Annotated in this window: 22 protein-coding genes; 9 read left to right on the forward strand and 13 right to left on the reverse strand. The window is 70.1% G+C overall.

All coding sequences use genetic code 11. The features are described from left to right. Positions 1-301 precede the first annotated feature (301 nt). The 3 genes from ACFW16_RS17840 to ACFW16_RS17850 all read right to left on the reverse strand — a co-directional run bounded on the left by ACFW16_RS17840 (position 302) and on the right by ACFW16_RS17850 (position 3,632). Complete coding sequence (locus tag ACFW16_RS17840; RefSeq protein ID WP_380307363.1) at positions 302-1,885, reverse strand: cisplatin damage response ATP-dependent DNA ligase; 1,584 nt, start codon at positions 1,883-1,885, stop codon at positions 302-304. A gap of 265 nt (positions 1,886-2,150) precedes the next feature. Further along, entirely contained in the window at positions 2,151-3,167 is a 1,017-nt protein-coding gene (locus tag ACFW16_RS17845) for a ligase-associated DNA damage response exonuclease (RefSeq protein ID WP_380307365.1), read from the reverse strand. A 45-nt stretch (positions 3,168-3,212) separates the two neighbouring features. Further along, positions 3,213-3,632, reverse strand: coding sequence for a hypothetical protein (locus ACFW16_RS17850; protein WP_380307367.1), 420 nt, complete (start codon positions 3,630-3,632; stop codon positions 3,213-3,215). A 97-nt stretch (positions 3,633-3,729) separates the two neighbouring features. Here ACFW16_RS17850 and ACFW16_RS17855 point away from each other — a divergent pair, with 97 nt between their 5' ends. Then, positions 3,730-4,656 (forward strand): PfkB family carbohydrate kinase, encoded by a 927-nt coding sequence (locus ACFW16_RS17855; RefSeq protein WP_380307369.1) that lies wholly within the window; start codon positions 3,730-3,732, stop codon positions 4,654-4,656. Positions 4,657-4,664: 8 nt separating this feature from the next. Then, positions 4,665-5,582 (forward strand): pseudouridine-5'-phosphate glycosidase, encoded by a 918-nt coding sequence (locus ACFW16_RS17860; protein WP_380307371.1) that lies wholly within the window; start codon positions 4,665-4,667, stop codon positions 5,580-5,582. Between the two features lie 93 nt (positions 5,583-5,675). Here the strand turns inward: ACFW16_RS17860 and ACFW16_RS17865 are convergent, their stop codons facing one another. The 9 genes from ACFW16_RS17865 to ACFW16_RS17905 form a co-directional block, all read right to left on the reverse strand. Beyond that, entirely contained in the window at positions 5,676-6,749 is a 1,074-nt protein-coding gene (locus ACFW16_RS17865; RefSeq protein WP_380307373.1) for a lipid A deacylase LpxR family protein, read from the reverse strand. A 139-nt stretch (positions 6,750-6,888) separates the two neighbouring features. Next, a complete protein-coding gene (locus tag ACFW16_RS17870; RefSeq protein ID WP_380307375.1) occupies positions 6,889-7,488 on the reverse strand; it encodes a flavin reductase family protein in 600 nt (199 codons plus the stop codon). 79 nt (positions 7,489-7,567) lie between these two features. Then, positions 7,568-7,801, reverse strand: a complete 234-nt coding sequence (locus ACFW16_RS17875; protein ID WP_380307377.1) for a hypothetical protein — start codon at positions 7,799-7,801, stop codon at positions 7,568-7,570. Positions 7,802-7,901: 100 nt separating this feature from the next. Then, a complete protein-coding gene (locus tag ACFW16_RS17880) occupies positions 7,902-8,411 on the reverse strand; it encodes an anthrone oxygenase family protein (protein WP_380307379.1) in 510 nt (169 codons plus the stop codon). Between the two features lie 42 nt (positions 8,412-8,453). Further along, positions 8,454-8,921, reverse strand: a complete 468-nt coding sequence (locus tag ACFW16_RS17885) for a YybH family protein (protein ID WP_380307381.1) — start codon at positions 8,919-8,921, stop codon at positions 8,454-8,456. A gap of 160 nt (positions 8,922-9,081) precedes the next feature. Then, positions 9,082-9,846, reverse strand: coding sequence for a 5'-methylthioadenosine/adenosylhomocysteine nucleosidase (locus ACFW16_RS17890; RefSeq protein WP_380307383.1), 765 nt, complete (start codon positions 9,844-9,846; stop codon positions 9,082-9,084). Positions 9,847-9,916: 70 nt separating this feature from the next. Beyond that, complete coding sequence (locus tag ACFW16_RS17895; RefSeq protein WP_380307385.1) at positions 9,917-11,311, reverse strand: amino acid permease; 1,395 nt, start codon at positions 11,309-11,311, stop codon at positions 9,917-9,919. A gap of 271 nt (positions 11,312-11,582) precedes the next feature. Continuing rightward, entirely contained in the window at positions 11,583-14,306 is a 2,724-nt protein-coding gene (locus tag ACFW16_RS17900; RefSeq protein ID WP_380307387.1) for a LysM peptidoglycan-binding domain-containing protein, read from the reverse strand. Positions 14,307-14,458: 152 nt separating this feature from the next. Beyond that, positions 14,459-15,451: a glycerophosphodiester phosphodiesterase family protein gene (locus ACFW16_RS17905; protein WP_380307389.1), complete on the reverse strand. Its 993-nt coding sequence runs from the start codon at positions 15,449-15,451 to the stop codon at positions 14,459-14,461. 99 nt (positions 15,452-15,550) lie between these two features. Here ACFW16_RS17905 and ACFW16_RS17910 point away from each other — a divergent pair, with 99 nt between their 5' ends. From ACFW16_RS17910 to pdeM, 5 genes are all read left to right on the forward strand, one after another. Next, positions 15,551-18,019, forward strand: coding sequence for a ligase-associated DNA damage response DEXH box helicase (locus tag ACFW16_RS17910; protein ID WP_380307391.1), 2,469 nt, complete (start codon positions 15,551-15,553; stop codon positions 18,017-18,019). A gap of 71 nt (positions 18,020-18,090) precedes the next feature. Next, positions 18,091-19,842 carry an adenylate/guanylate cyclase domain-containing protein gene (locus ACFW16_RS17915; RefSeq protein ID WP_380307393.1) on the forward strand — a complete coding sequence of 584 codons (1,752 nt, stop codon included), beginning with the start codon at positions 18,091-18,093 and terminating at the stop codon, positions 19,840-19,842. Positions 19,843-19,923: 81 nt separating this feature from the next. Then, positions 19,924-20,538 (forward strand): hypothetical protein, encoded by a 615-nt coding sequence (locus ACFW16_RS17920; RefSeq protein ID WP_380307395.1) that lies wholly within the window; start codon positions 19,924-19,926, stop codon positions 20,536-20,538. After that, positions 20,535-21,023 (forward strand): hypothetical protein, encoded by a 489-nt coding sequence (locus ACFW16_RS17925; RefSeq protein ID WP_380307397.1) that lies wholly within the window; start codon positions 20,535-20,537, stop codon positions 21,021-21,023. The genes ACFW16_RS17920 and ACFW16_RS17925 overlap by 4 nt, the downstream gene beginning before the upstream one ends. Positions 21,024-21,032: 9 nt before the next feature. Further along, a complete protein-coding gene (gene pdeM, locus ACFW16_RS17930) occupies positions 21,033-21,758 on the forward strand; it encodes a ligase-associated DNA damage response endonuclease PdeM (protein WP_380307399.1) in 726 nt (241 codons plus the stop codon). Between the two features lie 78 nt (positions 21,759-21,836). Here the strand turns inward: pdeM and ACFW16_RS17935 are convergent, their stop codons facing one another. Further along, the gene (locus ACFW16_RS17935) at positions 21,837-22,406 is read right to left on the reverse strand and encodes a TetR/AcrR family transcriptional regulator (RefSeq protein WP_380307401.1); all 570 of its coding nucleotides are present in this window, start codon (positions 22,404-22,406) and stop codon (positions 21,837-21,839) included. A 102-nt stretch (positions 22,407-22,508) separates the two neighbouring features. Here ACFW16_RS17935 and ACFW16_RS17940 point away from each other — a divergent pair, with 102 nt between their 5' ends. Both ACFW16_RS17940 and ACFW16_RS17945 read left to right on the forward strand, forming a co-directional pair. Beyond that, positions 22,509-23,324, forward strand: coding sequence for an oxidoreductase (locus ACFW16_RS17940; RefSeq protein ID WP_380307403.1), 816 nt, complete (start codon positions 22,509-22,511; stop codon positions 23,322-23,324). Positions 23,325-23,389: 65 nt separating this feature from the next. Beyond that, complete coding sequence (locus tag ACFW16_RS17945) at positions 23,390-24,391, forward strand: NADP-dependent oxidoreductase (protein ID WP_380307405.1); 1,002 nt, start codon at positions 23,390-23,392, stop codon at positions 24,389-24,391. Positions 24,392-24,425: the final 34 nt, after the last annotated feature.

The following is a 24,425-nucleotide window of genomic DNA, read 5'->3' on the forward strand; positions in this document are numbered from 1 at the left end:
GGCCGAGCCGTCAGTTCCGCCATCGCCCGGCCGGATGATCCGAGGTCGGGAGGGGTGGTCTGATGCGCGTTGCCAACATCTCATCCTTCCGTGTCCTTACCGCGTCCCTCCGAAGAAAGCGCGCGGCTCCTCGCCCTCTCCGGGGCGCGACTCGTCTGCTGGCATCAAGTGCTCGGCGGCCTTCATGAGGGGCCGCTCTTGCCGCCGACCCTCGCGCAGCAGGCCATGACTGTCAACGCCTAATACGCAGGCAATGTGAATAAAATTCATTGTCAAGTTAAGGTGATGTGAAATCGAAGTATTACTCGACGATCATTCGTTCCAATGTCACCAGACGATCGGCTTCCGCGGCCGGCTTGTCCCAGCGGATCCGGTGGATCCGGGGAAATCGCATCGCGACTCCGGATTTGTGGCGGGTGGAGCGGTGGACGCTGTCGAAGGCCACCTCCAGCACCAGGCGGGGCTCGACCTCGCGCACCGGGCCGAAGCGCTTGACCGTATGGTTGCGCACCCAGCGGTCGAGCTGCGCCAGCTCCTCGTCGGTGAAGCCGAAATAGGCCTTGCCCACCGGCACCAGCCGCTCGCCCTCCGGCTCGGTCCGCCAGGTGCCGAAGGTGTAGTCGGAGTAGAAGGAGGAGCGCTTGCCGTGGCCGCGCTGGGCGTACATCAGCACGGTGTCGAGGGTCAGCGCGCCGCGCTTCCACTTGAACCAGGGCCCCCTGGGCCGGCCGGCGACATAGTCGCTGTCGCCGCGCTTCAGCATCAGCCCCTCGATCGCCTGGGCCCGGGCGCCGTCGCGCAGCGCCGCCAGCTCGTCCCAGCTTTCGAACGGGATCATCGGCGACAGGTCCATGCGCGGCGGACGCTCCCGCGCGATCCAGGAGTCGAGCCGCACGCGCCGGGCATCGAAGGGCAGCGGCCGCAGGTCCTCCTCGCCTTCGAACAGGATGTCGTAGAGCCGCACCCAGGCCGGGTACTCCTCCATCATCCGGGCCGTGATCGCCTTGCGGTTCAGCCGCTGCTGAAGGTCGTTGAACGGGGCCACAACCCCGTCCCGCGCCACCAGCAGCTCGCCGTCCAGCACGGCGTGGAAGCGGATGGTGTCGGCCAGGTCCGGGAAGGCGCCGGTGACGTCGTCGCCGCTGCGCGAATAGATCCGCGGCGGCCGGTCGCCGCGGCCGACCACCTGCACCCGGATGCCGTCCCATTTCCACTCGGCCCGGTAGGCGGCCGGGTCCAGCCCGGCGATGTCCTCGGCCTCCAGCGGATGCGCCAGCATCAGCGGCCGGAAGGTGGCGCGGTCGCCGATCTCCGGCTTCGGCCCCTGCCCCGACAGCCAGACGAACAGCTCCTCATAGGGCGGCTCCAGCGCGTGCCACAGCTCCTCGATCTCGTCGACCGGCTGGCCGCCCCACTCCGCCAGCGCCACCTTGGCCAGGCGGGCCGAGACGCCGATCCGCAGCGCCCCGGTGATGAGTTTCAGCAGCGCGAATCGCTCCGAGGCCGCCAATGCGTCGAGCCAACGCTCGATCAGCAGCGGCGCCGCGGCGCGCGAGGTGGCGCGCAGCTCCTCCACCACCTCGGTGATGGTCGGCTCGCGGTTGGCGCCCGGCTTCTGCGGCCAGATCAGGGCGACGGTCTCGGCCAGGTCGCCGACGAAGTCGTAGGACCAGCCGAACAGCGCCTCGTCGACCCGCTCGACAGTCAGATTGCGGATGGTCGAGGCCTTGGCGGCGGCGAAGGCCAGATTGCCGGTCAGCGCCGCCAGGGCCCAGCCGCGGTCGGGGTCCGGGGTGTGCTCGAAATAGTCGGTCAGCAGCCGGATCTTGCCGTTGCGCGACGGCCTATAGACCAGCCCCTCGATCAGCGCCGCAAACGCCCTCACCCGTATCTCTCCCACTCCCTGCGCCCTGCGTCGCCTTGTGGCGAGTCGAATGCGGGGGCGGGACGCGAAAAGCGTATGGGGCCATACGGTTGAGCGGCCCGCTCCCGCAGGCGGCCGCCACAAGGCGACCCTCCGGGCCGGTTGAAAATGCCGACAGGGTGCGTCGAACGGCTTGCCCGATGCAAAGGCATCGCGCTGCGCCGCCCTCCTGCCCCGTCGGCATTTTGAACCGGCGCAGGACGCAGGGAGTGGGAGAGATACGGGTTCATGCGCTGTCGTCCTCCTCGAAGCCGATCAGCGCCAGGGCCCGGGCGGCGCGGCCGGATTTCCGGACCTGGTGGATCAGCGCCTCCTCCCGGCCATGGGTGACCCAGACCTCGCCGGCCTCCACCTCCTCGATCGTGGCGCAGAGCTCGTCCCAGTCGGCGTGGTCGGAGATGATCAGCGGCAGCTCGACCCCGCCCTGCCGGGCGCGCTGGCGCACCCGCATCCAGCCCGAGGCGGCGGCCACCACCGGATCCGGCAGGCGCCGCGACCAGCGGTCGGCGCCGGCCGAGGGTGGCGCCAGCACGATCTGGCCGGCCAGATCGGCCTTGGACGCCTCGGTGGCCGGCAGCAGCGGCCCCAGCGGCACGCCCAGCGATTCGTACAAGTCGCACAGCGCCTGCAGCGCGCCATGGATGTAGATCGGCCGCTCCCATCCGGCCTGGCGCAGCAGGCGGATCACCCGCTGGCACTTGCCGAGGGCATAGACGCCGACGAGATGCGCCCGCTCCGGGAACAGGGCGATGGAATGCAGCAGCTTGCCGATCTCCTCCCCGTCCGGCGGGTGACGGAACACCGGCAGGCCGAAGGTCGCCTCGGTGACGAAGACGTCGCAGGCCACCGGCTGGAACGGCAGGCAGGTCTGGTCCGGCCGGCGCTTGTAGTCGCCGGACAGCACCACCCGGCTGCCGGCATGCTCCAGCACGATCTGGGCCGAGCCCAGCACATGGCCGGCCGGCACGAAGGTGACGTCGACCTCGCCGATCCGCATGGTCTCGCCGAGCGCCACGGGCTGCAGGCTGCGGCCCGCCTCCTCGCCGTAGCGGGCGCGCATGATCGCCAGCGTCTCCGCCGTCGCCAGCACCGCGCGGTTGTTCGGCCGGGCATGGTCGGAATGGCCGTGGGTGACCAGCGCCCGCTCGACCGGCCGCACCGGGTCGACATGGAAGCCGCCGGGCACCACCAGCAGGCCCTCGGGCTGGACTCGGATCCACTGGTCGGGGCGCAGGGTCGGCATGGCCTCAAGGATATGGGACGGATCGGGGCGTCACCAAATCCGGCATCAGTTCAGCGACGCCACCGGCACCGGCTTGCAGGGAAGGTCCTCCCCCTCGGCCCGCTTGGCCATCCAGACGCCGGCGAGCCGGTCGGCGAAGTACCATTTGCCGCTGAACCCGGATCCGCCGTCCTTGAAGGCGAAGGTCACGGTGCCGATGCCGAACTTGTCGCTCCAGGTGAAGCGGTAGAGGCCGTCGCCCAGGGCCTCGCCATCGCTGAGCTGGCCGTCATAGGGGCCGGCGGTCGAGTCGATCACGTGGTAGCAGCCGCCGCGCCGCTCCGGCAGGAAGGTCAGCACCGACGGCGCCAGGACGCCGCCCGAGGTCACCTGGCCGCGATAGGTGCCGGCCGGCGCCTGGTCCTCCGCCAAGGCGGGGGCCGTGAAGCCGAGCAGCAGGACGATCAGGAGGGCGAGGCGTCGCATGGCCGGGATGCTGCCGGCTGCGGCGGTGCTTCGCAAGCCCGGATCTTGCCTTTCGCCGGCGGCGGACGCAGGGTGCGCCCGTCCTGAGAGAGACCGAATGACCCTGCCCGTCTGGTGCTTCGGCGCCGCCCATATCGACCGTCAGGCTCGCGCCTATCGCGCCGTGCGCCTGGGCACATCGAACCCGGTGACGATCCGCACCAGCCTGGGCGGCGTGGCCCGCAACGTGGCCGAGACCCTGGCCCGGCTGGGCCTGCCGGTCGGGCTGGTCAGCCGCCTGGGGCACGACCCGTCGGCCGAGCGGATCCTGGCGGAGATGGCGCGGCTGGGCCTCGACCTGTCCCAGGTCGGCCGGTCGGAGACCAGCGGCACCGCCAGCTACACCGCGGTGCTGGAGCCGGGCGGCGAGATGGCGGTCGCGATCGCCGATATGGGCATCTATGACGAGATGGGGCCGGAGGCACTGGCCCCGGCCCTGGCGGCGGTGCGGCCGGCTTCCGCGTGGTTCGTCGACGCCAACCTGCCGGCCGAAGGGCTGGCTGCCGTGCTGTCCCATCCGGCCCGGCCGGCGCTGGTGGCGGTCGACGCCGTGTCCTCGCCGAAATCCGAGAAGCTGCGCGGCCTGCTGGGCCGCATCGACCTGCTGTGCCTCAACCGCGACGAGGCCGAGGCGATCACCGGCCAGCCGGTCACGGACGAGGCGACGGCCTGGGCGGCGCTGCGCCGGCTGCGCGCCGAAGGCGTCGGTCGCGTCGTGCTCAATCGCGGCGGCGCCGGCGCCCTGCTCGCCGATGTGGCGGGCGAGGCCGCGGTCGCCGCCTGTCCCGCCGAGATCGTCGACGTCACCGGCGCCGGCGATGCCGCCGCGGCCGGCACCCTCTACGGCCTGGTCACCGGGCTGCCCCTGGCCGAGGCCGCCCGCCTCGGCCGCGCCGCCGCGGCCCTGGCGCTGGAGGCGCCGACCGCCGTGCCCGAAACCCTGACCGCCGATGCGCTGCGCCGGCGCGCCCTGATTGTCGCGTGAGGACCAAGATGAACAGCCTGCTGTCGATCGCCCCCGAGGTCTCAGCCGCCCTGGCCGCCGGGCGCCCGGTGGTGGCGCTGGAGAGCACCATCATCTCGCACGGCATGCCCTATCCGCAGAACCTGGAGATGGCGCGGCGGGTCGAGGCGATCATCCGCGAGGAGGGCGCGGTCCCGGCGACGATCGCGGTGGCCGACGGCCGCATCCATGTCGGACTCGACGACGCGCTGCTGCAGCGCCTGGCGACGGCCGGGGACGTGGCCAAGCTGTCGCGCCGCGACATGGGCGCGATCCTGGCGTCGGGCGGGCTCGGCGCCACCACCGTCGCGGCGACCATGATCGGCGCCCATCTCGCCGGCATCCGGGTGTTCGCCACCGGTGGCATCGGCGGCGTCCATCGCGGCGCCGAGACCAGCTTCGACATCTCCGCCGACCTCGAGGAGCTGGCGCGCACCCCAGTGGCGGTGGTCTGCGCCGGCGCCAAGTCGATCCTCGACCTGCCGAAGACGCTGGAATACCTGGAGACCCGCGGCGTGCCGGTGATCGGCTACGGCACCGACACCCTGCCCGCCTTCTTCTGCCGGTCGAGCGGCCTGGCCCTGGCGCTGCGCCGCGACACGCCGGAAGAGGTGGCGGCCCTGCTCGCAGCCCAGGCGGCACTGGGCTTCCCGGCCGGGGCGGTGATCGCCAACCCGATCCCGGAGGCGCATGCCCTGCCGGAGGCGGAGATCGACGCCGCCATCGCCAGCGCCCTGGCCGACGCCGACCGCGACGGCATCGCCGGCAAGGCGGTCACGCCCTATCTCCTGGCCCGGATCGTCGCCCTGACCGAGGGCCGCAGCCTGACCGCCAACATCGCGCTGGTGGAGAACAACGCCCGGGTCGGCGCGCGGATCGCGAAGGCTCTCGCAGTCATCACCGGGTAGGTTGGGTTCGCTCCGGCGAACCCAACATCCTGCCGGCCGAGCCCGTGTTGGGTTCGCATGCGCGAACCCAACCTACGCAAGCAACCAGCAATCTCAGAACCGCCACGACAGGGTGAAGGCCCCGTACTGGCTGAAGTGGTCCTTCTGCTCCTCGAACTCCTGCGTCCGGTACACGTGGGTGTAGGCGATCCGGAGGTCGTCGATCTGGATCGCGATGCCGAGCTGCAGGTCGCCGACCAGCGGGTTCTTGGTGACGTGCGGGCTGTCCTCGAAGGTGTTGCCGTCGAGGAAGATGTTGCGGGCCACCGCCCGGCCCTCGACGCTGGCGAACAGGTACCAGCTGAAGCCGCTGGTCGGGATGAAGAAGTCCGACCCCGGCACGCTGGGCCGGATCCGCGGCGGCCCGTAATCGGCCGGCAGGTCGAAGCCGAGGCGCGCCGTGGCGCCGACCGAGGCCTGGGTCAGCACGTTGCCGAGGCTGGCGCCGACATAGGGCGACAGGTCGAAGCCGATGCCGAGCGGCGCAGCCGCATAGAGGCTGCGCCAGGTGCGCTCGTAGCTCAGGATCACGCCGGGCTCGTTGTTCAGCTGGTGCTTCCAGCCACGCGCCTTCTGCGAGCCGATGATGCCGTGCACGGTGTTCTGCACCTGCTCGCCGAGCGCATAGGGCCCGACGACGCCGATCTGCAGCTCCAGCCGATCGAGCCGGTCGCCCGAATCCGCCAGCACCGCGGCACTGCCGTAGAGCCAGGCGGCATAGGGCCGGTCGTCCGGGTCCGGGTCGCGCCGCGAGATGTCCTTCGGCGTGTACAGGCTCTGGCCGAAGGACAGGGTCGACCGGATCGGCGCGGCGTCGGGGAACAGCGGGAAGGCCCGCGCCGCCGTCGCGAGCCAGTCGGGCGTCCAGGTCTCCGAGCTGGTGAAGGCGAAGCGGAAGCCGTTGGTGTAGCCGCGGTCGGTGTTGGCGAAGACGTCGTTCTCGAGGCCGAAGCTGATGAAGGCGCCCGGGTCCTCCTCCAGCGGCCGCGGCGCCTGCGGCGTCGAGGTGATGATCGCCGGCCGCTTCGGTTCGGCCGGCACTTCCTGGGCCGGAGCAGCGGCCGGCAGCATCGTGAGGCCGGCCAAGGCTGAAACCGAAGACCACCAGAACCCGGTGCGCAGAGCCATGCTGTCTCCCCTTCCCTTTCGACCCCGCCGCGCCACGGCAGGCGTCCCGGCAAACGGAACGGGACGACAGCACGAAGGGTTCCCGGCAGCTTGCCGGGACGATAGCATGGATGAGGCTGGCGGGACCGGTCGGAAGCGGTCAGCGCGGGCGCTGCATGCTGAAGACGGTGTCGAGCACGCCGTAATCCATGTAGCCGAGCCGCGAGATCGCACGCCGGGACGACAGGTCGATGCGGCCGTCGACGATCACCGATTCGTCGATATGGATCGACACCACCTCGCCGATCACGATGGCACCCGGCACGGCCTCGCCCGCGGCGGTGGTCAGCGGCACCGACCTGACCCAGCGGCATTCCAGCGCCGCGGCGGCCGTCGCCACCCGCGGCGGCTTCACCAGCCGCGACGGCGCCATCTGGAGCCCGGCCAGCTCGGGCTCGCTGACCTCCGGCCCGACCGAGGCCGAGGTCATGTTCATCTGCTCGCGCAGGTCCCAGGTGGCGAGGCTGGCCACGAACTCGCCGGTCGCCTCGGCGTTGGCCTGGGAATCCTTCGGGCCGCTGGGCGCGAACATCACCATCGGCGGCCGGTCGCACACCGCGTTGAAGAAGCTGTAGGGCGCCAGGTTGACCACGCCGTCCGGGCTGATCGTGCTGATCCAGCCGATCGGCCGCGGCACCACCAGCGCCTTGAACGGGTCGTGCGGCAGGCCGTGGTTGCGCAGCCGGGGTTCGTAATCCATGGGGGTCTCGCGATTCCGGGAACCCGGTAGAAGAGGATCCGGCATCTGCGATTCAAGAGGGCGCGGGAGCCCTTGCCGGTCAGAACCCCACCCTGGATGAGCCGCCCCTGGTGTCGCGGAACCGGATGGCGACGATCTCCGACCGCAGGATGACGGTCTCGGTACCGTCATGCGTCAGGTGGACGAGATCGCGTGCGGTCCGGACGTCGTGGGCGGGATGCTCGTGCCCGCCGCGGGTGAACAGCACCAGCGTTGCCCCCGCACCCGCGGCCCGGAGCTTCTGGGCGTATTCCTCGATAATCGCTGCGTCCATGGCCTCCTCCGTTCCGGCCCGTTCGGGCCGGCCGGAACCATGATGCCATCCGCAGCGATCCTGTCGAGGCCGCGCCGAACCGGGCCGCCCGCTGCCTCCTTCAGAGCGCCACGCTGATCGCCAGCGTCAGGAACCCGATCGCCGCCAAGACGGCGCGGACGACATGCGAGCGCTCCCAGCGGTCGCGATAGACCGTCCAGTTCTCCTCGATCGATGTCTCGGACGTGCCGCGGTGCAGCGGGTCGAAGGCGAAGAACCCCCGGCCCATGCGCTTCAGATCCCGGTTCCGGAGCCAGAACCCGTTCACCGGATGGGTCAGCAGCCAGTATGCGGCGTGCATGGCGACCAGGGCGGCGAAGGCCGCCGCCACCCACCAGAAATCGGCGCCGCCGGCCGGCGTCAGCAGCAGCAGGACCAGCACGATCACGATGCCGGCGGCCTCGCCGAGCCCGCCGGCCCAGGTGAAGCCGGGGTAGTAGATCGGCTGCACGGCCAGATACGCCTCCTTGTCGAGGCGCATCTTGCCGGGTCGCTCCAATGCGTGTGCCAGGGCCGGTGTCATCGCCAGCGCGACCAGGCAGAGGCTGAGCACCTGCAGGATCGGACGCATGCTCCGTCTCCTCCGGTTCCGGAAGGAAACAGGCCGATTCCGTCAGAAGTTCAGGTTGCGGATGATCTGCCACTGCCCGGACGGGCCGCGCTGCCACACCGTCAGGTAGAGGCCGGCGGAGGTGTGGCTCTCGCCCTTGGCGTCGACCTTGGTGGTGCCGCCATGACCCCATTCGTAGATCAGCCCGTCGCGGATGACCTGGATGCCGTCCTGCTGGATGGTGCCGCCGGTGATCTTGCTGCCGGGCGTCAGCCGCTCCTTGAGGAACGCTTCGATCGCCGCCCGGCCGGCATAGGTCTTGCCGTTGCCCAGGATGAACATGGCGTCGTCGGCAAAGGGCTCGGCGGCGCGGTGGACGTCGCCCGCCTGCAGCGCCGGCACCCAATCGGCATTGGCCTTGTCGATCACCGGCCTGGCCGAGGCCAGGTCCTCCTCCGGCGTGGCCGCCGCGGCGGCCAGGGACAGCGACAGGCCGAGCATGAAGGCGGCGAACGGAAGACGGATCGTCATCGGGGCTCCTCCTCGCATCTTGCCGGTCCGGCTTGGACCCGGTGCCGGATCTCCGAGGAGATTATAACCGTCAAGGCGGTTATAACACGTTAAAACGCAGCCATGCGGCGGCCGTCCGGCCGCTCGCCCATCCTGGAATGTCTGGAAGCGACCGGCCCGGCTACAGCACCGTCGAGATCCGCCCGACGACGCGGGCAGCGATGCGGGCGGCGGCGTCGAGGAAGGCGCGGAAATCCATGTGGCTCTCGGTGCCGGCGAGGTCGCTGAGCGCCCTCACCACCACCACCGGCACACCGAAGCGCTCGGCCACCGCCGCCACCGCCGCGCCCTCCATCTCGATCGCGACGCCGCCGAATTCGCGCTGCAGCCGCTCGCGCTCCTGCGCGTCGTTGAGGAAGATGTCCCCGGTCAGGATGGTGCCGAAGATCAGCCGGGACCGATGCGGCTCGCCGCCGGTCGCCGCAGCACCGAATCCACCGATATCAAGACCTTCAACGGCGTCCTTTATCTTCTCTCTGAGGTTCTGATCCAGGCCGTAGCCGGTCTCCTCCGGAAAGCCGGGCAGCGGCGGCACGCCGGGCTGGTAGGGCTTCAGCCGGCCGCCGACCCGGGCGCCGTAGTCATGCATCACCAGCCGGTCGGCCACCACCACGTCGCCGATGGCGAGGTCCGGGTCGAGGCCGCCGGCGACGCCGGAGAACAGGAGCGAGCTGCAGCCGAACTCCTGCAGCAGCAGGGTCGCGACCATGGCGGCGTGGGTCTTGCCGATGCCGGCCTCGACCGCCACCAGGTCGCGGGTGCCGAGGCGGCCGAGGCGGAAGCGGCAGCCGGCGATCTCGCGCTCGGTGCGCACCACCAGGTCGTCATGCGCCGCCAGCTCCTGCGGGATCGCCGCCATCAGCCCGATCGGTCCGTCCGCACGCATCGCATTCCTCCGCTGTCCATCGCCGCCCCTTATGCGCCGGTCGGGCAGCCGGCGCAAAGGGGTGCGACGGTCAGGAGAGGCCGAGCGCGGGACGGCGCCGGGCGCCGGTCAGCCGGTATCCGGCGATCAGCAGCGCGAACCACACCGGCGCGACATAGAGCGCCACCCGGGTCGACGGGTCGAAGCCCAGGAACACCGCGACCAGCACCAGGAACGCCACCACCAGCCAGTTGGCGACCGGCGCGCCCGGCATGCGGAAGGCGACCGCCTGGGTCTCGCCCCGGGCGACGGCGCGGCGGTAGCCGAGATGGGCGATCATGATGATGCCCCAGGTCCACAGGCTGCCGACCAGCGAGATGCTGGTGACCCAGATGAACGCCTCCTCCGGCACCACGTAGTTCAGCCCGACGCCGATCAGCATCACCGCGGCCGAGGCGGCGATGCCGGCCACCGGCACATGGTTGCGGCTGACCCGGGCGAAGGCGCGCGGCGCCTGGCCGGACCGGGCCAGGGTGAACAGCATGCGGCCGTTGCTGAACAGCCCGCTGTTGCAGGACGAGGCGGCGGCGGTGATGACCACGAGGTTGATCACGTCGGCCGCGGCGGACAGTCCCAGCTTGTCGAACACGAAGACGAAGGGGCTGGCGTTCGGGTCCAGCTGGGTCCAGGGCAGGAGCGACATGATCACCGCCAGCGCGCCCAGGTAGAAGATCAGGATGCGCCAGATGACGCCGTTGGTGGCGCGCGGCAGCACCTGGGCCGGGTCCTCGGCCTCGCCGGCGGTGACGCCGATCAGCTCGACGCCCTGGTATGCGAACATCACCATCTGCAGCGCCAGCACGGCGCCGAGCACGCCGAAGGGCAGGAAGCCGCCATGCGACCACAGGTTGGAGACGCTGGCCCCCTGCCCCAGGTCGCCGATGCCGAACACGATCACGGCGAGCCCGCCGAGGATCAGGGCGACGATGGTCACGACCTTGATCAGCGCGAACCAGAACTCCAGCTCGCCGAACAGCCGCACCGCGACGATGTTGACCAGCGTCAGCACCGCCAGCGTTGCCAGCGCCGGGATCCATTGCGGCACGTCGGGCAGCCAGTAATGGACATAGACGCCGACGGCGGTGATCTCGGCCATGCCGATCACCACCCACATGAACCAGTACGACCAGCCGGTGGCGAAGCCGGCGAAGGGGCCGACGAACTCCTCGGCATAGGTGGCGAAGGACCCGGCCACCGGCTTGTGCAGCAAGAGCTCGCCCAGCGCCCGCATGATGAAGAAGATGGCGATGCCGCCGATGGCATAGCTCAGCAGCAGCCCCGGCCCGGCCTTGGCGATCGCCTTGCCGGAGCCGAGGAACAGGCCGACGCCGATGGCGCCGCCGATCGCGATCATATGGATGTGGCGGCTCTTCAGCCGGCGGGCGAGATCGCCGCCCTCGGCCGCGCCGCCGGACGATTGGCTCATAGGGCCCATCGCGCTTCCTCCTGATGTCCTTCTTCGGGGCTACCGCCCGTCGGCCGGCATCTTAGGAGGGAAACAAAAAAACTCATCCGGCTTGTTATCGATTTTCCTTTCGTATTGTGCCGGAAATCCAAAATATTAAGCCATCATTATCGATAAAATTCTTCGGTTCCGTTCGCGCCACAAGTAATACAAAAGCGGCCCGCCGCAGAAGCGGGCCGCAAATTGTATCGACGCAATCGATGAGTCCTTACGCCGCGAGGGAAAGGCAGGTTCAGCCTTTCGGGAAGTCCGGCATGAAGTGGTCGACGAATTCGTTGAGCTCGGCGATGTTGAGCGGCCGGATCATGGCCTTGTCGTCCCAGCCGCCGGCGAATTTGTCCCGCCACTGGTTCGCCGGCTGGCCGATCGGATAGCGGCCGTTCTCGTCCGGTTTGACGTATTTGGCCGCATAGATCATCTCGAACACATCCCTCGGCTTCTGCCGGTTCAGGTATTCGAGGACGGTCTGCGGATCGACATTCCGGTACTCGGCCAGGGCCAGCAGCCGGCCGGCCGGCATCAGGCCCTCGCTGTCGTTCTGCGTCAGCGCCTCCGCGATGCCCGGCTTCACCCCGGCCGCGATCAGATAGGCCCGGTTGTCGGGAACGGTGGCGGCGGCCGCCTTCGCCTTCTCGTGCGAATCGATCAGCGCCAGCGCGCTCGAGCCCACCAGGGTCATCAGCGTCCCGATCGGCCCGCCGCCCTTGCCGAGCCGCAGCAGGTTGGCTAGGCCCGGATAGCTCGAGATGAAGGTGCCGGTGGCCGCAGTGCCCAGCGCCAGGGCCTTCGGCCAGTCGCCCTGGGCGACATAGTTGACGGTGCCCAGCGCGTTCCACCAGCCGAACACCTTCAGGTGGTTGGAGAAGACCTTGCTCCACACCCCCTTGTCCGCCGCGACGCGGCCGAGGAAACCCTTGACCCCGGCCTCGCTGCCGTCCAGCCCCAGCCTCGCGCTCATGATCTGGCTGATCACCTGGGTGCCCTCGATCGCCGTGCCGGCGGCATAGAGGCCGAGGAAGCCGAGATTGCGCCAGCCCTGGTGCTCGAAATAGCCGGGATCGCCGATGTTGCGGCCGTAGCGGTCGGCCTGGTTGTGCACGCCCCAGAGATAGGTGCCGGTGCCGTACAGGCTGAGGCCGAGGCCGAACGGCTTCGTCCCGGTCGCCCATTTGACGTCGGCCTGGACGTGGTTCCGCGCCATGCGCGCCGGCCAGCTGATGTCGACGACGATCTTGCTGGGATCGGCCAGCGTGCCCTTCTCCATCCCCTCAAGGTTGAAGATGCGCGCCGCCTCGGTCATCCCGGCCGAGCTGACGGCGAGCGCCAGCGACAGCTTGGGGTCGCCGTTCGGGTCCGGGGCCGCCGCCTGCTTGAGCAGCTCGTCCTGCTTCGGCGAGCCGGCCAGCTGCGGCGCGTATTCCGAGAGCGCGGCCATGGCCCGGGTCAGCTGATAGCCGTCGCGGTTGATCCGCCGCAGGTCGGCATCGACATCCTTGACCACGCCGTCCTGGTCGCCGATCCGCTGCTGCCGGGTCTGCGCCCCGGTCTTGAAGGGCTGTCCGGGCGGCGCGTCGTCGGCGGGCAGGAAGGCGTCCCAGTTGGCCGGCGGATTGGTCAGGGGAATCGCGGTCTGGCCCAGCTCGGTGACCGAATCCCGGATCCGGCCCTTGAGGTCGCCGACGCCGTCGATCACCCCCTGCTCGATCCGGTCCGCGTTCTTGTCGTCGCCCTGGAGGCGAAGCTCCCGGGCGATCGCCAGGGACAGGACGGAGCCGGAGCCGTCGGCCGCCGATGTCTTCGAATTGACGTTCGGCGCGCCCCAGGCCTGCAGGGTGCGGGCCATGAAGTCGATCGAGTCCTTGCCCTCCGGGCTGCGGTCGGCGCTGTCCGCCGCGGCGCTGAGGTTGCGATAGATCTCGCCGTATTCGCCGACCACGCCGGTGCCCTGCTCGTCATGCCAGAGCTGGGATTCCGGACTGACGAAATCGGTCGTGATGCTGCCGACCGTATCGCTGGCCTGGTCCAGAATCAGCGCGGCGGTCAGCGGGTCGACCTTCTCCGGGTCGGTCAGCTCCCGCAGCTTGGCCGCCGCCTTGTAGGCGCCGGTCGGCCCGTTCTCGCCCTGGCGGGGCTCGTCATAGGCCTTCTTGATCTCGGCTGCGGCGCGCTGCGGCCCGTCGACCAGGTAGTCCTTGGTCTCGGCCTTGATCGCCTCCTGCAGCTTCGGGTCCTGCGGGCCATAGGCCAGCAGCAGGTCCCGGTGGCTCTCGACCGCGGCCGTGGTCGGGGTGGTCACGGCGACGGCGGCAAGCTGGTTGCGGACCTCCTTGCGGAAGTCCTGGATCGATTTCGGATCGGTGCCGGCCAGCCGGTACAGCGGGTCGAAGACCGCATGGGTGCGGCCCTGCGCCTCCCAGGCCTGGGTGGCCGTCTTGCCGGCATCGTCGACGGCGGCGGCAAAGGCCGAATCCCCGGGCCGCCGGGCTTTCAGCTCCGACTTCAGCTCCTCCAGCGCGTCCGCCGGCACCGGCGCCTCGCGGGTCGCGTAATACATCTCCTCGACGACGGCCGGGCGCACGTCCCGGCCCTTCGCCAGCAGATCGGCCTGGTTCCGGACGATGCGGCTGCGCTCGTCGTCCAGGATGGTGATGCGGTCATGGGGATGGATGACGTCCGGGTCGCCCTCGGGCGGGAACCGGGTCGGGTTCGCCGCGCGGATGTCGGCGAGCGTCCGGCCATGGTCGCGGGCAACCCAGGTCAGGGTGTCGCCCAGCTTCACGTCGTAGAAGCTCCGGCCGGCATCGGCCTTGGCGGCCGGGGTCGGCGACGGCGGATCGGGCGGGACCGGCTGCTGGCGATACTGCGCCAGCGTTGCCTGGAAATCGGTGACCGCGGGCGGCCGCCGCACGACAAGGGGAGGTTCGGTCCGCCAGCCGATCCGCGGGGTCAAGGACATCGCCGTTTCCTCCAGCCGTCGCAGGCTGCCGGGGAGGCCGGGCCCGCGTTACCGTTTTATGACGCGGAGTGTGGTGTCCGGACCGATGGGTGTCAAATCTCACGACGCACACATCCGGCCCTTGATCCGGGTCGGATCGGGGAGGCAGCGGACTATCGGCCTGGAATCGGCGATGCGGCGAACCGATCGATCCGGTCGGTCTCGATGCCGCCGGCATAGCCGTCGGCGACCAGGTCGGCGATCTGCGCCGGATCGTCGATGCCTTCGGAGAAGCCGCCGCGCCACGGGCCGATCAGGAAGACCGGCGTGCCCGCCGCCTGCATCCGGGCGACGAACCGGTGCGGCCAGCCCCACAGCCAGGGCGCGACGTTCGACGGCACCAGCAGCACCGACCGCCGGCAGGACTCCGGCACATGGTCGGTCCAGCCCAGCGCGGCATAATTCACGAAGCACTCCTTGATCGACGCGCGGGACATCGCGCGGAACTCCGGCAGCCTCTCGCGCAATACCGCGATCGGCCGGTCGCCGCCATAGGCGGCCAGCAGGTCGCGGCGTTCCGCCGGCAGGGCCGCGAGATACTTGGCCAGCAGCTCTCCCTCCGCCGGGTCGTTGCTCTTGACGTTCAGCAGGAAGCGGCGGCCGGGGAACTCCTGCAGCACCTGGTCCAGCGACGGCATCAGCCCGACGCCCTTGCCGCGAAACGGGAAGGACTTGCCGCCGTCGGCGGTGTAGCCATAGCCGACATCCAGCGCCTGCAGCTCGGCCAGGCTGTGCTCGCGGGTCACGCCGCGGCCCTCGGTGCGGCAGTCGACGGTCCAGTCGTGGAACACGGCGAAGCGCCCGTCGGTGGTCGGCTGGATGTCGAGCTCGACCGCATCGGCGCCGAGATCGAAGGCGGCGAGCATCGAGGCGATGGTGTTCTCCAGATAGGGATGCTCCGGCGGCAGCATGCGGGCGGCGGTGCAGGTGTCGCCCGCCAGCCCCGTCCGGTCGAAGCCCTGGGCCAGGCCGCGATGCGCCAGCAGCACCGGCTTTCCGCCCGGCGCGCCGTGCAGCCAGGAGCTGTTGTTGGCGAAGACGAAGGCGGCAAGCACGCCGAAGATGACGAGAACAAACACTAAACGCTTGCGTGTCCGGCGGGTCATGGGCTGATCTGTCCGGGTGACGGGGTCGGCGCAGGCTGCCTCCCGATCATGGCCGAAACGGCGCGGTGCCGTGACGGTTGGATGTCGAGGCGCAGGCCCATGACCGCATTGGCGGAGACCGCCGAACCGTTGCTGCCGCCGGCCTTCGAGGGCTGGTTCCGGCACAAGGGCTGGACGCCGCATCCGCACCAGCTGGAGATGCTGCAGGCGGCGCGCGACGGCACCCACGCGCTGCTGATCGCCCCGACCGGCGGCGGCAAGACCCTGGCCGGCTTCCTGCCGACCCTGGCCGAGCTGGCGGAGCGGCCGCGCGAGGGGCTGCACACGCTCTACATCTCGCCGCTCAAGGCCCTGGCGGTCGACATCCACCGCAACCTGGAGCAGCCGATCGCCGAGATGCGGCTGCCGATCCGGGCCGAGACCCGCACCGGCGACACGCCGCAGGTCAAGCGCGAGCGGCAGCGCCGCCACGCGCCGCAGATCCTGATGACGACCCCGGAGAGCCTGGCGCTGCTGCTGTCCTACGGCGACGCCGACCGCATCTTCGGGTCGCTGCGCTGCGTCATCGTCGACGAGCTGCATGCCCTGGCCGGCACCAAGCGCGGCGACCTGCTGGCGCTCGGCCTCGCCCGCCTCGCCACCCTGGCGCCGGAAGCTCGCCGGGTTGGGCTGTCGGCCACCGTGGCGCATCCCGACGCGCTGGTCGCCTGGCTGTCGCCGACCGGCCATGCCGACCCGGCCCTGGTGCGCACGGTTCGCGGCCCGCCGGGCATCAAGCCGATCGTCGAGATCATGGAGACCGAGAGCCGCCTGCCCTGGGCCGGCCACATGGGCACCTACGCGGCGCGGGACCTGTACGACCGCATCCGCAGGGCCGGCACCACCCTGCTCTTCGTCAACACCCGGGCGCAGGCGGAACTGGTGTTCCAGGCGCTGTGGCGGATCAACGACGAAGTGCTGCCGATCGCCCTGCATCACGGCAGCCTGGCGGCGGAGCAGCGCCGCAAGGTCGAGGCGGCGATGGCGCGGGGCGAGCTGCGCGCCGTGGTCGCCACCTCCTCGCTCGACCTCGGCATCGACTGGGCCGCGGTCGACCTGGTGATCCAGATCGGCGCGCCGAAGGGCGCCAGCCGCCTGCTGCAGCGCATCGGCCGGTCGAACCACCGCTTCGACGCGCCCTCGGTCGCGGTGCTGGTGCCGGCCAACCGCTTCGAGGTGCTGGAGTGCCGCGCCGCCTCCGACGCCATCGACGCAATGACGCTGGACGGCGACCCGCCAGCCCCCGGCACGCTCGACACGCTGGCGCAGCACCTGCTGGGCTGCGCCTGCTCCGCTCCCTTCGACGCCCGCGCCATGTATACCGAGGTGCGCCAGGCCGCGCCCTATGCCGGCCTCACCCGCCGCGATTTCGACGACGTGCTGGATTTCGTCGCCCATGGCGGCTACGCGCTGCGCAACTACGACCGCTTCCACCGGCTGAAGCAGAATGCCGAGGGGCGCTGGAAGGTCGCCAATGCTGTGGTCGCCCGGCAGTACCGGATGAATGTCGGCACCATTGTCGAGGAGGAGATGCTGAAGGTCCGGCTGTCCGGCGGCTTCGGCCGGGTGCTGGGCGAGGTCGAAGAGTATTTCGCGCAAGGCCTGGTGCCGGGCGACACCTTCATGTTCGCCGGGCAGCTGCTGCGCTTCGAGGCCATCCGCGAGATGACGGTGATCTGCAGCCGCGCCGCCAGCGGCGAGCCCAAGGTGCCGGCCTATGCCGGCGGCCGCATGCCGCTGACCACCCATCTGGCCGACCGGGTGCGGCGCCTGCTCTCCACCCCCGCCCACTGGGCCGGGCTGCCGGACGACGCGCGGGAGTGGCTGGAGCTGCAGCGCGACCGCTCCGGCCTGCCCGGCCCGGGCGAGCTGATGATCGAGACCTTCCCGCGCGGTGGCCGCCACTACATGGTCGCCTATTGCTTCGAGGGCCGGCAGGCGCACCAGACGCTCGGCATGCTGGTGACCAAGCGGATGGAACGCGCCGGGCTGGGGCCGATCGGATTCGTCGCCACCGACTATGTGCTGGCGACCTGGAGCCTGGGGCCGGTGACCGACCCGGCGCCGCTGTTCGACGAGGACATGCTGGGCGACGATCTGGAGGCCTGGATGGGCGAATCCAGCCTGCTGCGCCGCACCTTCCGCAACGTCGCCGTGATCGCCGGGTTGATCGAGCGCCGTACCCCCGGCGAGCGCAAGACCGGCCGCCAGGTCACGGTCAGCGCCGACCTGATCTACGACGTGCTGCGCCGGCACCAGCCGGATCATGTGCTGCTGCGCGCCACCCGCGCCGACGCGGCCCGCGGCCTGGTCGACCTCGGCCGCGTCGCCCTGCTGCTGAAGCGCGCCCGGCGCAAGCTGACGCTGCGCGCCCTCGACCGGATCTCGCCCCTGGCCGTGCCGGTGCTGCTGGAGATCGGCCGGGTCAGCATCGCCGACGGCGCCATCGACACGATGCTGGAGGAAGCCGCCGCCGAGATGATCGCCGAGGCCACGCCGAAGCGGGGCGAGCGGCGCCGCCGGGCGTGACCGGGCCGACATCGTTTGTCGCCCTGCCCCGGATTTGCTAAAATTGCATCCTTTCGGGCGAGGACGAGCCCATGGGACGGTCGGAGGTCCAGCGCAGGCTGGCCGCGATCCTGGCAGCGGACATGGTGGGCTACAGCCGGCTGATGGAGGCCGACGAGTCCGGAACCCTGGCGCGGCTGAAGACCCACCGGCTCGAACTGATCGACCCGGCGATCGCGAAGGCTCGCGGCAGCATCGTCAAGACCACGGGCGATGGCCTCTTGGTCGAGTTCGCCAGCATCGTCGACGCCCTGACCTGCGCCACGGAGATCCAGCGCCGCATGGCCCGGCGCAACAGCGACGTCTCGCCGGCGCGCTGGATCCAGTTCCGCATCGGCATCAATCTCGGCGACGTGATCGTCGAGGACGGCGACCTGTTCGGCGACGGCGTCAACGTCGCGGCGCGGCTGGAGGCGCTGGCGGAGCCGGGCGGAGTCTGCGTGTCGGGCGCCGTGCGCGACCAGGTCGGCGACCGGCTCGACTTCGGCTTCGACGATCTCGGCGAGCAGACGGTCAAGAACATCTCCCGGCCGATCCGCGTCTACCGGGTCCGGCTCGACACGGTAGCGGAGGCCCCGCCCGACGCCGTCGCCAGCGCTCCGGTCGCGACCAAGCCCTCCATCGTCGTGCTGCCCTTCGCCAACATGAGCGGCGAGCCGGAGCAGGAGTTCTTCGCCGACGGGCTGACCGAAGACATCATCACCGAGCTGTCGCGCTTCCACGAGCTCTTGGTGATCTCCCGCAACTCCGCCTTCGTGCACAAGGGCAAGGCGGTGAAGGTGCAGGACATCGCCCGCGAGTTCGGCGTCCACTACGTGGTCGAGGGCAGCGTGCGCAAGGCCGGCGGCCGGGTGCGGGTCACGGTGCAGTTGATCGACGCCGAGACCGACCGGCACATCTGGGCCGAACGCTACGACCGCGACCTGGCCGACATCTTCGCCATCCAGGACGAGGTCACCTCGGCAATCGCCGCCACCCTGCCCGGCCGGGTCGAGGCCGCGGCGCGCGACCGGGCCAAACGCAAGACCACGGACAATCTGGAAGCCTATGAATGCCTGCTGGCCGGCAAGGTCCTGCACCACCGGTCGACGCGCGACGACAATGCCCAGGCGCTGGCGATGCTCGACCGCGCCGTCGCCCTCGATCCGAAATACGCCCATGCCCATGCCTGGCGAGCCTGCGTGCTGGGCCAGAGCTGGGTCAACGGCTGGTGCGCCGACCGTGACGCCACCTGGGACGCCGTGGTCGGCGAGCTGGAGATCGCGATCGCCCTCGACGACAACGACGCCGATGTCCATCGCATCCTCGCCGCGGTCGCCCTGGCGCGGGACGAGTTCGACAAATCCATGTACCACCAGGAACGGGCGATCGCCTCGAACCCGAATTACGACCTGATCGTGGTGCAGCAGGGCGAGATCCTGACCTGGCTCGGCCGGCCGGAGGAAGGCATCGACTGGATCCGCAAGGCGATGCGGCTCAACCCGCATCACCCGGAGCGGTTCTGGAGCCATCTCGGCCGGGCCTATTACACCGCCCAACGCTATGCCGAGGCGGTGGAGGCCTACAGCCACATCACCAAGCCCGACCACACGCACCACGCCTTCCTCGCCGCGGCGCTGGCCTGGATGGGCGATGCCACGGCCGCCGGCGCCCATGCGCAGGCGGTGCTGCGGATCGATCCGGCCTTCACGGCGGAAGCGTTCCTCGCGACCCTGCACTACAAGCGCGACGAGGACCGAGCCCTTTGCCGCGACGGCCTGCTCAAGGCCGGGCTGCCAGCCTGATCGCAAGCTCACGAGATGTGTCCTGCCGCCGCCCGCGGGATTCGATAGGATCGCGATCCGCGGCGGAATCGGGGAAGAACGATGGCAGAGGATACGGAGAGGCGGGATCGTCTGGCCCGGGCCAAGGCGGCGCTGGCGATCGAGGCCTCGCCGGCCAGCCGGGCGCGGATCGACTCCGGCTACGAGGCGCTGTGCGTCGACCTGGTCAGCGAATGGGTGCTCGGCGAGCGCCGCTACGAGACCCAGGGGCAGCAGGCCGAGGCCTGGATCGCCCGCTTCTACGACACGCTGCACGGCGACGAGCAGCCCGATGCCAACCGGATCTATGCCCGGTTCCAGCTCGGCCTGCCGCGGGCCCAGTATCTGGCGCGGCTCTTGCGCGCCCGACGCAGCGCGCAATGGCGGGCCGCCGCCCGGGACGAGCTGCGTCAGGTCCTGGAGCGGGCCGCGGTCGACGCCCGCGCCGCGGCGGAGGCCGGCCGGGCCCAGGTGCAGCGCTTCGAGCTGAGCCTGTCGCGCGGCGGCTATGACGAGCTCGTCACCCTCTACGACACGGTCGCGGCGGCGGTGACCGACGGCGACAGGCCGGCGCCGCCGGCGAAGAAGCCCTCCTCGCCCACCCTGACCTGGTTCTCGATCACGGCGGAGACGATCCTGGCCCTGCTCGACGCCCTGCGCCGGGAAGACCGGCCGTGAGCAACCCGCTGTCGCTGCTCAGCCCGCTGCTGACCCTGGCCGGCCTGGTCGGCAGCTTCTTCTACATCCAGCTCAGCCAGTGGCTGCGCGATCTCGTGGCGCTGCGCCAGAAGATCGAGCTGAACCGCTTCGCCGGCGACGAGGCGCAGAAGCGCGCGATCGTCGAATGCCGGATCGAGTACCGCCGGCTGGCGACGTGGCACACCTACGCCGTCAACCTCAGCGTCATCGGTTTCGTGCTGTTCATCCTGGTCCTGGGCCTGCTGATGATCCGCCCGGCCGCCGCCGACCCGATGTACGTCTATCTGGCGACCGCACTCTGGGTCTTCCTCATCCTCTTCGTCGGGCTCGCCCCCGGGCTGTTCTGGCTCGGCCACCGCAAGGCGACGGAGATCGGGGCGATCCTGGAGCCCAGGCAACCGCCCGGAGCACGAGCGGAACAGAAGTCGAACAAACAAGTTGCCGACGGCAGACCGGACGCCTAAACCGGAATTATGCCGACCCGCGCAATCCCGCTCCGCGATCACACCTTCCGGCCTGATCCGTCGGGCGTGCTGTGGTGGGCGGACCGGCGCTGGCTGCTGGTCGCCGACCTGCATCTGGAGAAGGCGACGGCACTGGCGCAACGCTCGCGCCGCCTGCTGCCGCCCTATGACAGCACCGCGACCCTGGCCCGGCTCGGCGCCGCGATCGACCGGCTCGATCCGGCCGTCGTGGTGGCGCTGGGCGACAGCTTCCACGATTCGGAGGGGGCGGACCGCCTCGCCGCCGGTGACCTCGCGACCCTGACCCGGCTGGCGCTGGGTCGCGACTGGATCTGGGTGCTGGGCAACCACGACCCCGACCTGCCGGCGTCCCTGCCCGGCGACCGGGCCGGGGAGCTGCAGGTCGACGGTCTGGTCTGCCGCCATGCTGCCCGGCCCGGGGCGCCGGAGCATCCGGGCTTCGGCGGCGAGATCTCCGGCCACTACCATCCCAAGGCGGCGGTCAGCGGCCGCGCCGGGCGGGTGACCGGGCGCTGCTTCGTCGCCGACGAGCATCGGCTGGTGCTGCCGGCCTTCGGCGCCTACACCGGCGGGCTCGACGTGCTCGACCCCGCCATCCGCGGGCTGCTTGGCCCCCACTTCCATGTCTGGCTGATCGGTCGCGCCGGGCTGCACCGTTTCCCCGGCGCCCGCCTGTCGCCGATCGCCTTCCGGTACGTCGACAGCGTCGCCTGACGGCAAGCCTCGCCGTGGCGTGGCCATCCAGGCTCGGCCCGGGATCGCCACGCCGGGGTGCGCCGGTGCGTCAAAGTCTCAGCACGGCCGGATCAGCGCCCGCGCCGCATCTGCTCCCGCGGCGAGGATTCGATCCGACAGTTCGGTTCCCGCCGCGGCGCGGGCCAGCTGAAGTGCGCCGACAAGGGTCGCGAAGACGCCCAGCGCGACCCCCTCGGGATCCTTGGTCTGCGGCGGGAGGGCGGCGGACATCTGGCGCACCAGGGCCTCCAGGCGCTCGGCATAGAGCCGGCGCGTTTCGGCCGGCTGGCGCGCGAGTTCCGGCAACAGCGCGGCGGACGCGCAGCCCTTCGCCGGATCATCCCGGTGTTCGGTCGACAGATACGCCGATATGGCCAGGTCCGGGCCGCCGGAAGCCAGCGCCTCCCGCACCTGGGCCGACTGGGCGTCCAGCGCCGCCGCCACGCTTTCCCGCACCAGCTCCTCCTTGGACTGGAAATGCGGATAGAAGGCGCCGTTCGTCAGCCCGGCATCGCTCATGATGCTTGCGAGTCCGGACGCGGCGATGCCGCCGGACCGGAACCGTTCGGAGGCGACCTCCGTGATCCGCCGGCGCGTTGCGTCCTTCCGTCCCTTTTCGTAGCGCATGGCTTTTCCTTGGGCGACCCATTGAATTATGACTATAAGGTGATTAATTGATCGTAATGCAATCGGCCGCCACTGGCCAGGCTTTGTGAGTTTGGAGCATCGATGACCGCACATTCGGGAAAGACCGCGATCGTGACCGGAGCCTCCTCCGGCATTGGTCGTGCCATCGCCGAGGCGTTGGCGCGGGCGGGGTTCACCGTGTTCGGGACGAGTCGCCGGACGACCGGGGACAGCCCGGCCGGTGTGTCGATGCTGGCCTGCGACGTGACCGACGACGACTCCGTCGCCGCCCTGGTGGCGACCGTGATCTCGCACACCGGACGGATCGACGTTCTGGTCAACAACGCCGGCATGGGCCTGATCGGCGGTGCCGAGGAATCCTCGATCGCCCAGGTCCGCGCCCTGTTTGACGTCAACCTGTTCGGCACGATGCGCGTGACCAACGCGGTGCTGCCGTCGATGCGGCGGCACGGCCAAGGCCGCATCATCAATATCGGCTCCATCCTGGGACTGATCCCCGCGCCGTACTCCGCTCATTACTCGGCGACCAAGCACGCGCTCGAAGGCTATTCGGAATCGCTCGACCACGAAGTGCGGGCTTTCGGCATCCGCGTCTCGCTCATCGAGCCGGGCTACACCCGCAGCGGTTTCGAGCAGAACGCCCTCGAGCCGGACGCTATGCTGGCGGACTACGACAAGGCCCGGGCCGACTCCAGCGCGTTGGCCAGGGACATGGTGAGCACGGGCGACGACCCGAAGGTGGTGGCCGACGTGGTGCTCAAGGCCGCAACCGACGCCCGCCCGCGACGGCGCTACACCGCCGGCAAGGTCGCGCGGCAGGTCAGCCTGCTGCGCCGGTTCGTGCCCGCGGGAATGTTCGACAAGAGCCTCCGCAAGCAGCTGCGCCTGCCGGTTTGATCCTTTGGCGGCCGAAGCGCGAAAGGCTTCGCCGCACCATCCGAGAACGGCAGGAAGACAGCGTCATGAAAGCCTTCATCGTCGATCGCTACGGCCGCGCGGATGGCGTGCGGGCGGGTGAGATGCCGGAGCCGGAGCTGCGCGAGGACGACGTGCTGGTCCAGGTCCACGCCGCCGGCGTGAACGTCCTGGACAACAAGATCAGATCCGGCGAGTTCAAGCTGATCCTGCCGTTCCGCCTGCCGCTGATCCTGGGCAACGACGTGGCCGGCGTCGTGATCCGGACCGGATCCCGGGTGCGGCGCTTCAAGGTCGGCGACGAGGTCTATGCCCGGCCGCATCACGATCGGATCGGCACCTTCGCGGAACTGATCGCGATGAACGAGGCCGACGTGGCGCTCAAGCCGAGAACCCTGACCATGGAGGAAGCGGCCTCGATCCCCCTCGTCGGCCTGACCGCCTGGCAGGCGTTGATCGAGAGAGCCGGCCTGAAGAAAGGGCAGAAGGTCCTCATTCACGCCGGCTCCGGCGGCGTGGGCACCTTCGCCATCCAGCTGGCCAGGCATGTCGGCGCGACCGTGGCGACGACGGCGGGCGCGGCGAACTCCGATCTGGTGAGACGTCTCGGCGCCGATGTCGTCATCGACTACAGGACGGACGATTTCACCAAGGCTCTGAGAGACTTCGACGTGGTGCTCGACACCCAGGGCGGCGCTGTTCTCGAGAGATCCCTGCAGGTCCTGAAGCCCGGCGGCAAAGTGATCGGCATCGCCGGCCCGCCCGACCCGGACTTCGCGAAATCCATCGGATCGAACCGGCTCATGGGGCTGGCGATGCGCTTTCTGAGCCGCAAGATCAGGAAGGCGGCACGACGCCACCATGTCGGCTATTCATTCCTGTTCATGAGGGCCGACGGAGACCAGTTGCGGGAGATCGCCGCCCTCATCGATGCCGGAATCATACGTCCGGTCGTGGATCGGGTTTTTCCGTTTGAGGCGACCAAGGAGGCTTTGGCTTACGTCGAGACGGGACGGGCAAAGGGCAAGGTCGTGATCAAGGTGAGATAGAGCGATCTGCGCCCCCGATCGCAGCGCGGACACG

Source organism: Inquilinus sp. NPDC058860 (assembly GCF_042743185.1).
GTDB lineage: Bacteria > Pseudomonadota > Alphaproteobacteria > DSM-16000 > Inquilinaceae > Inquilinus.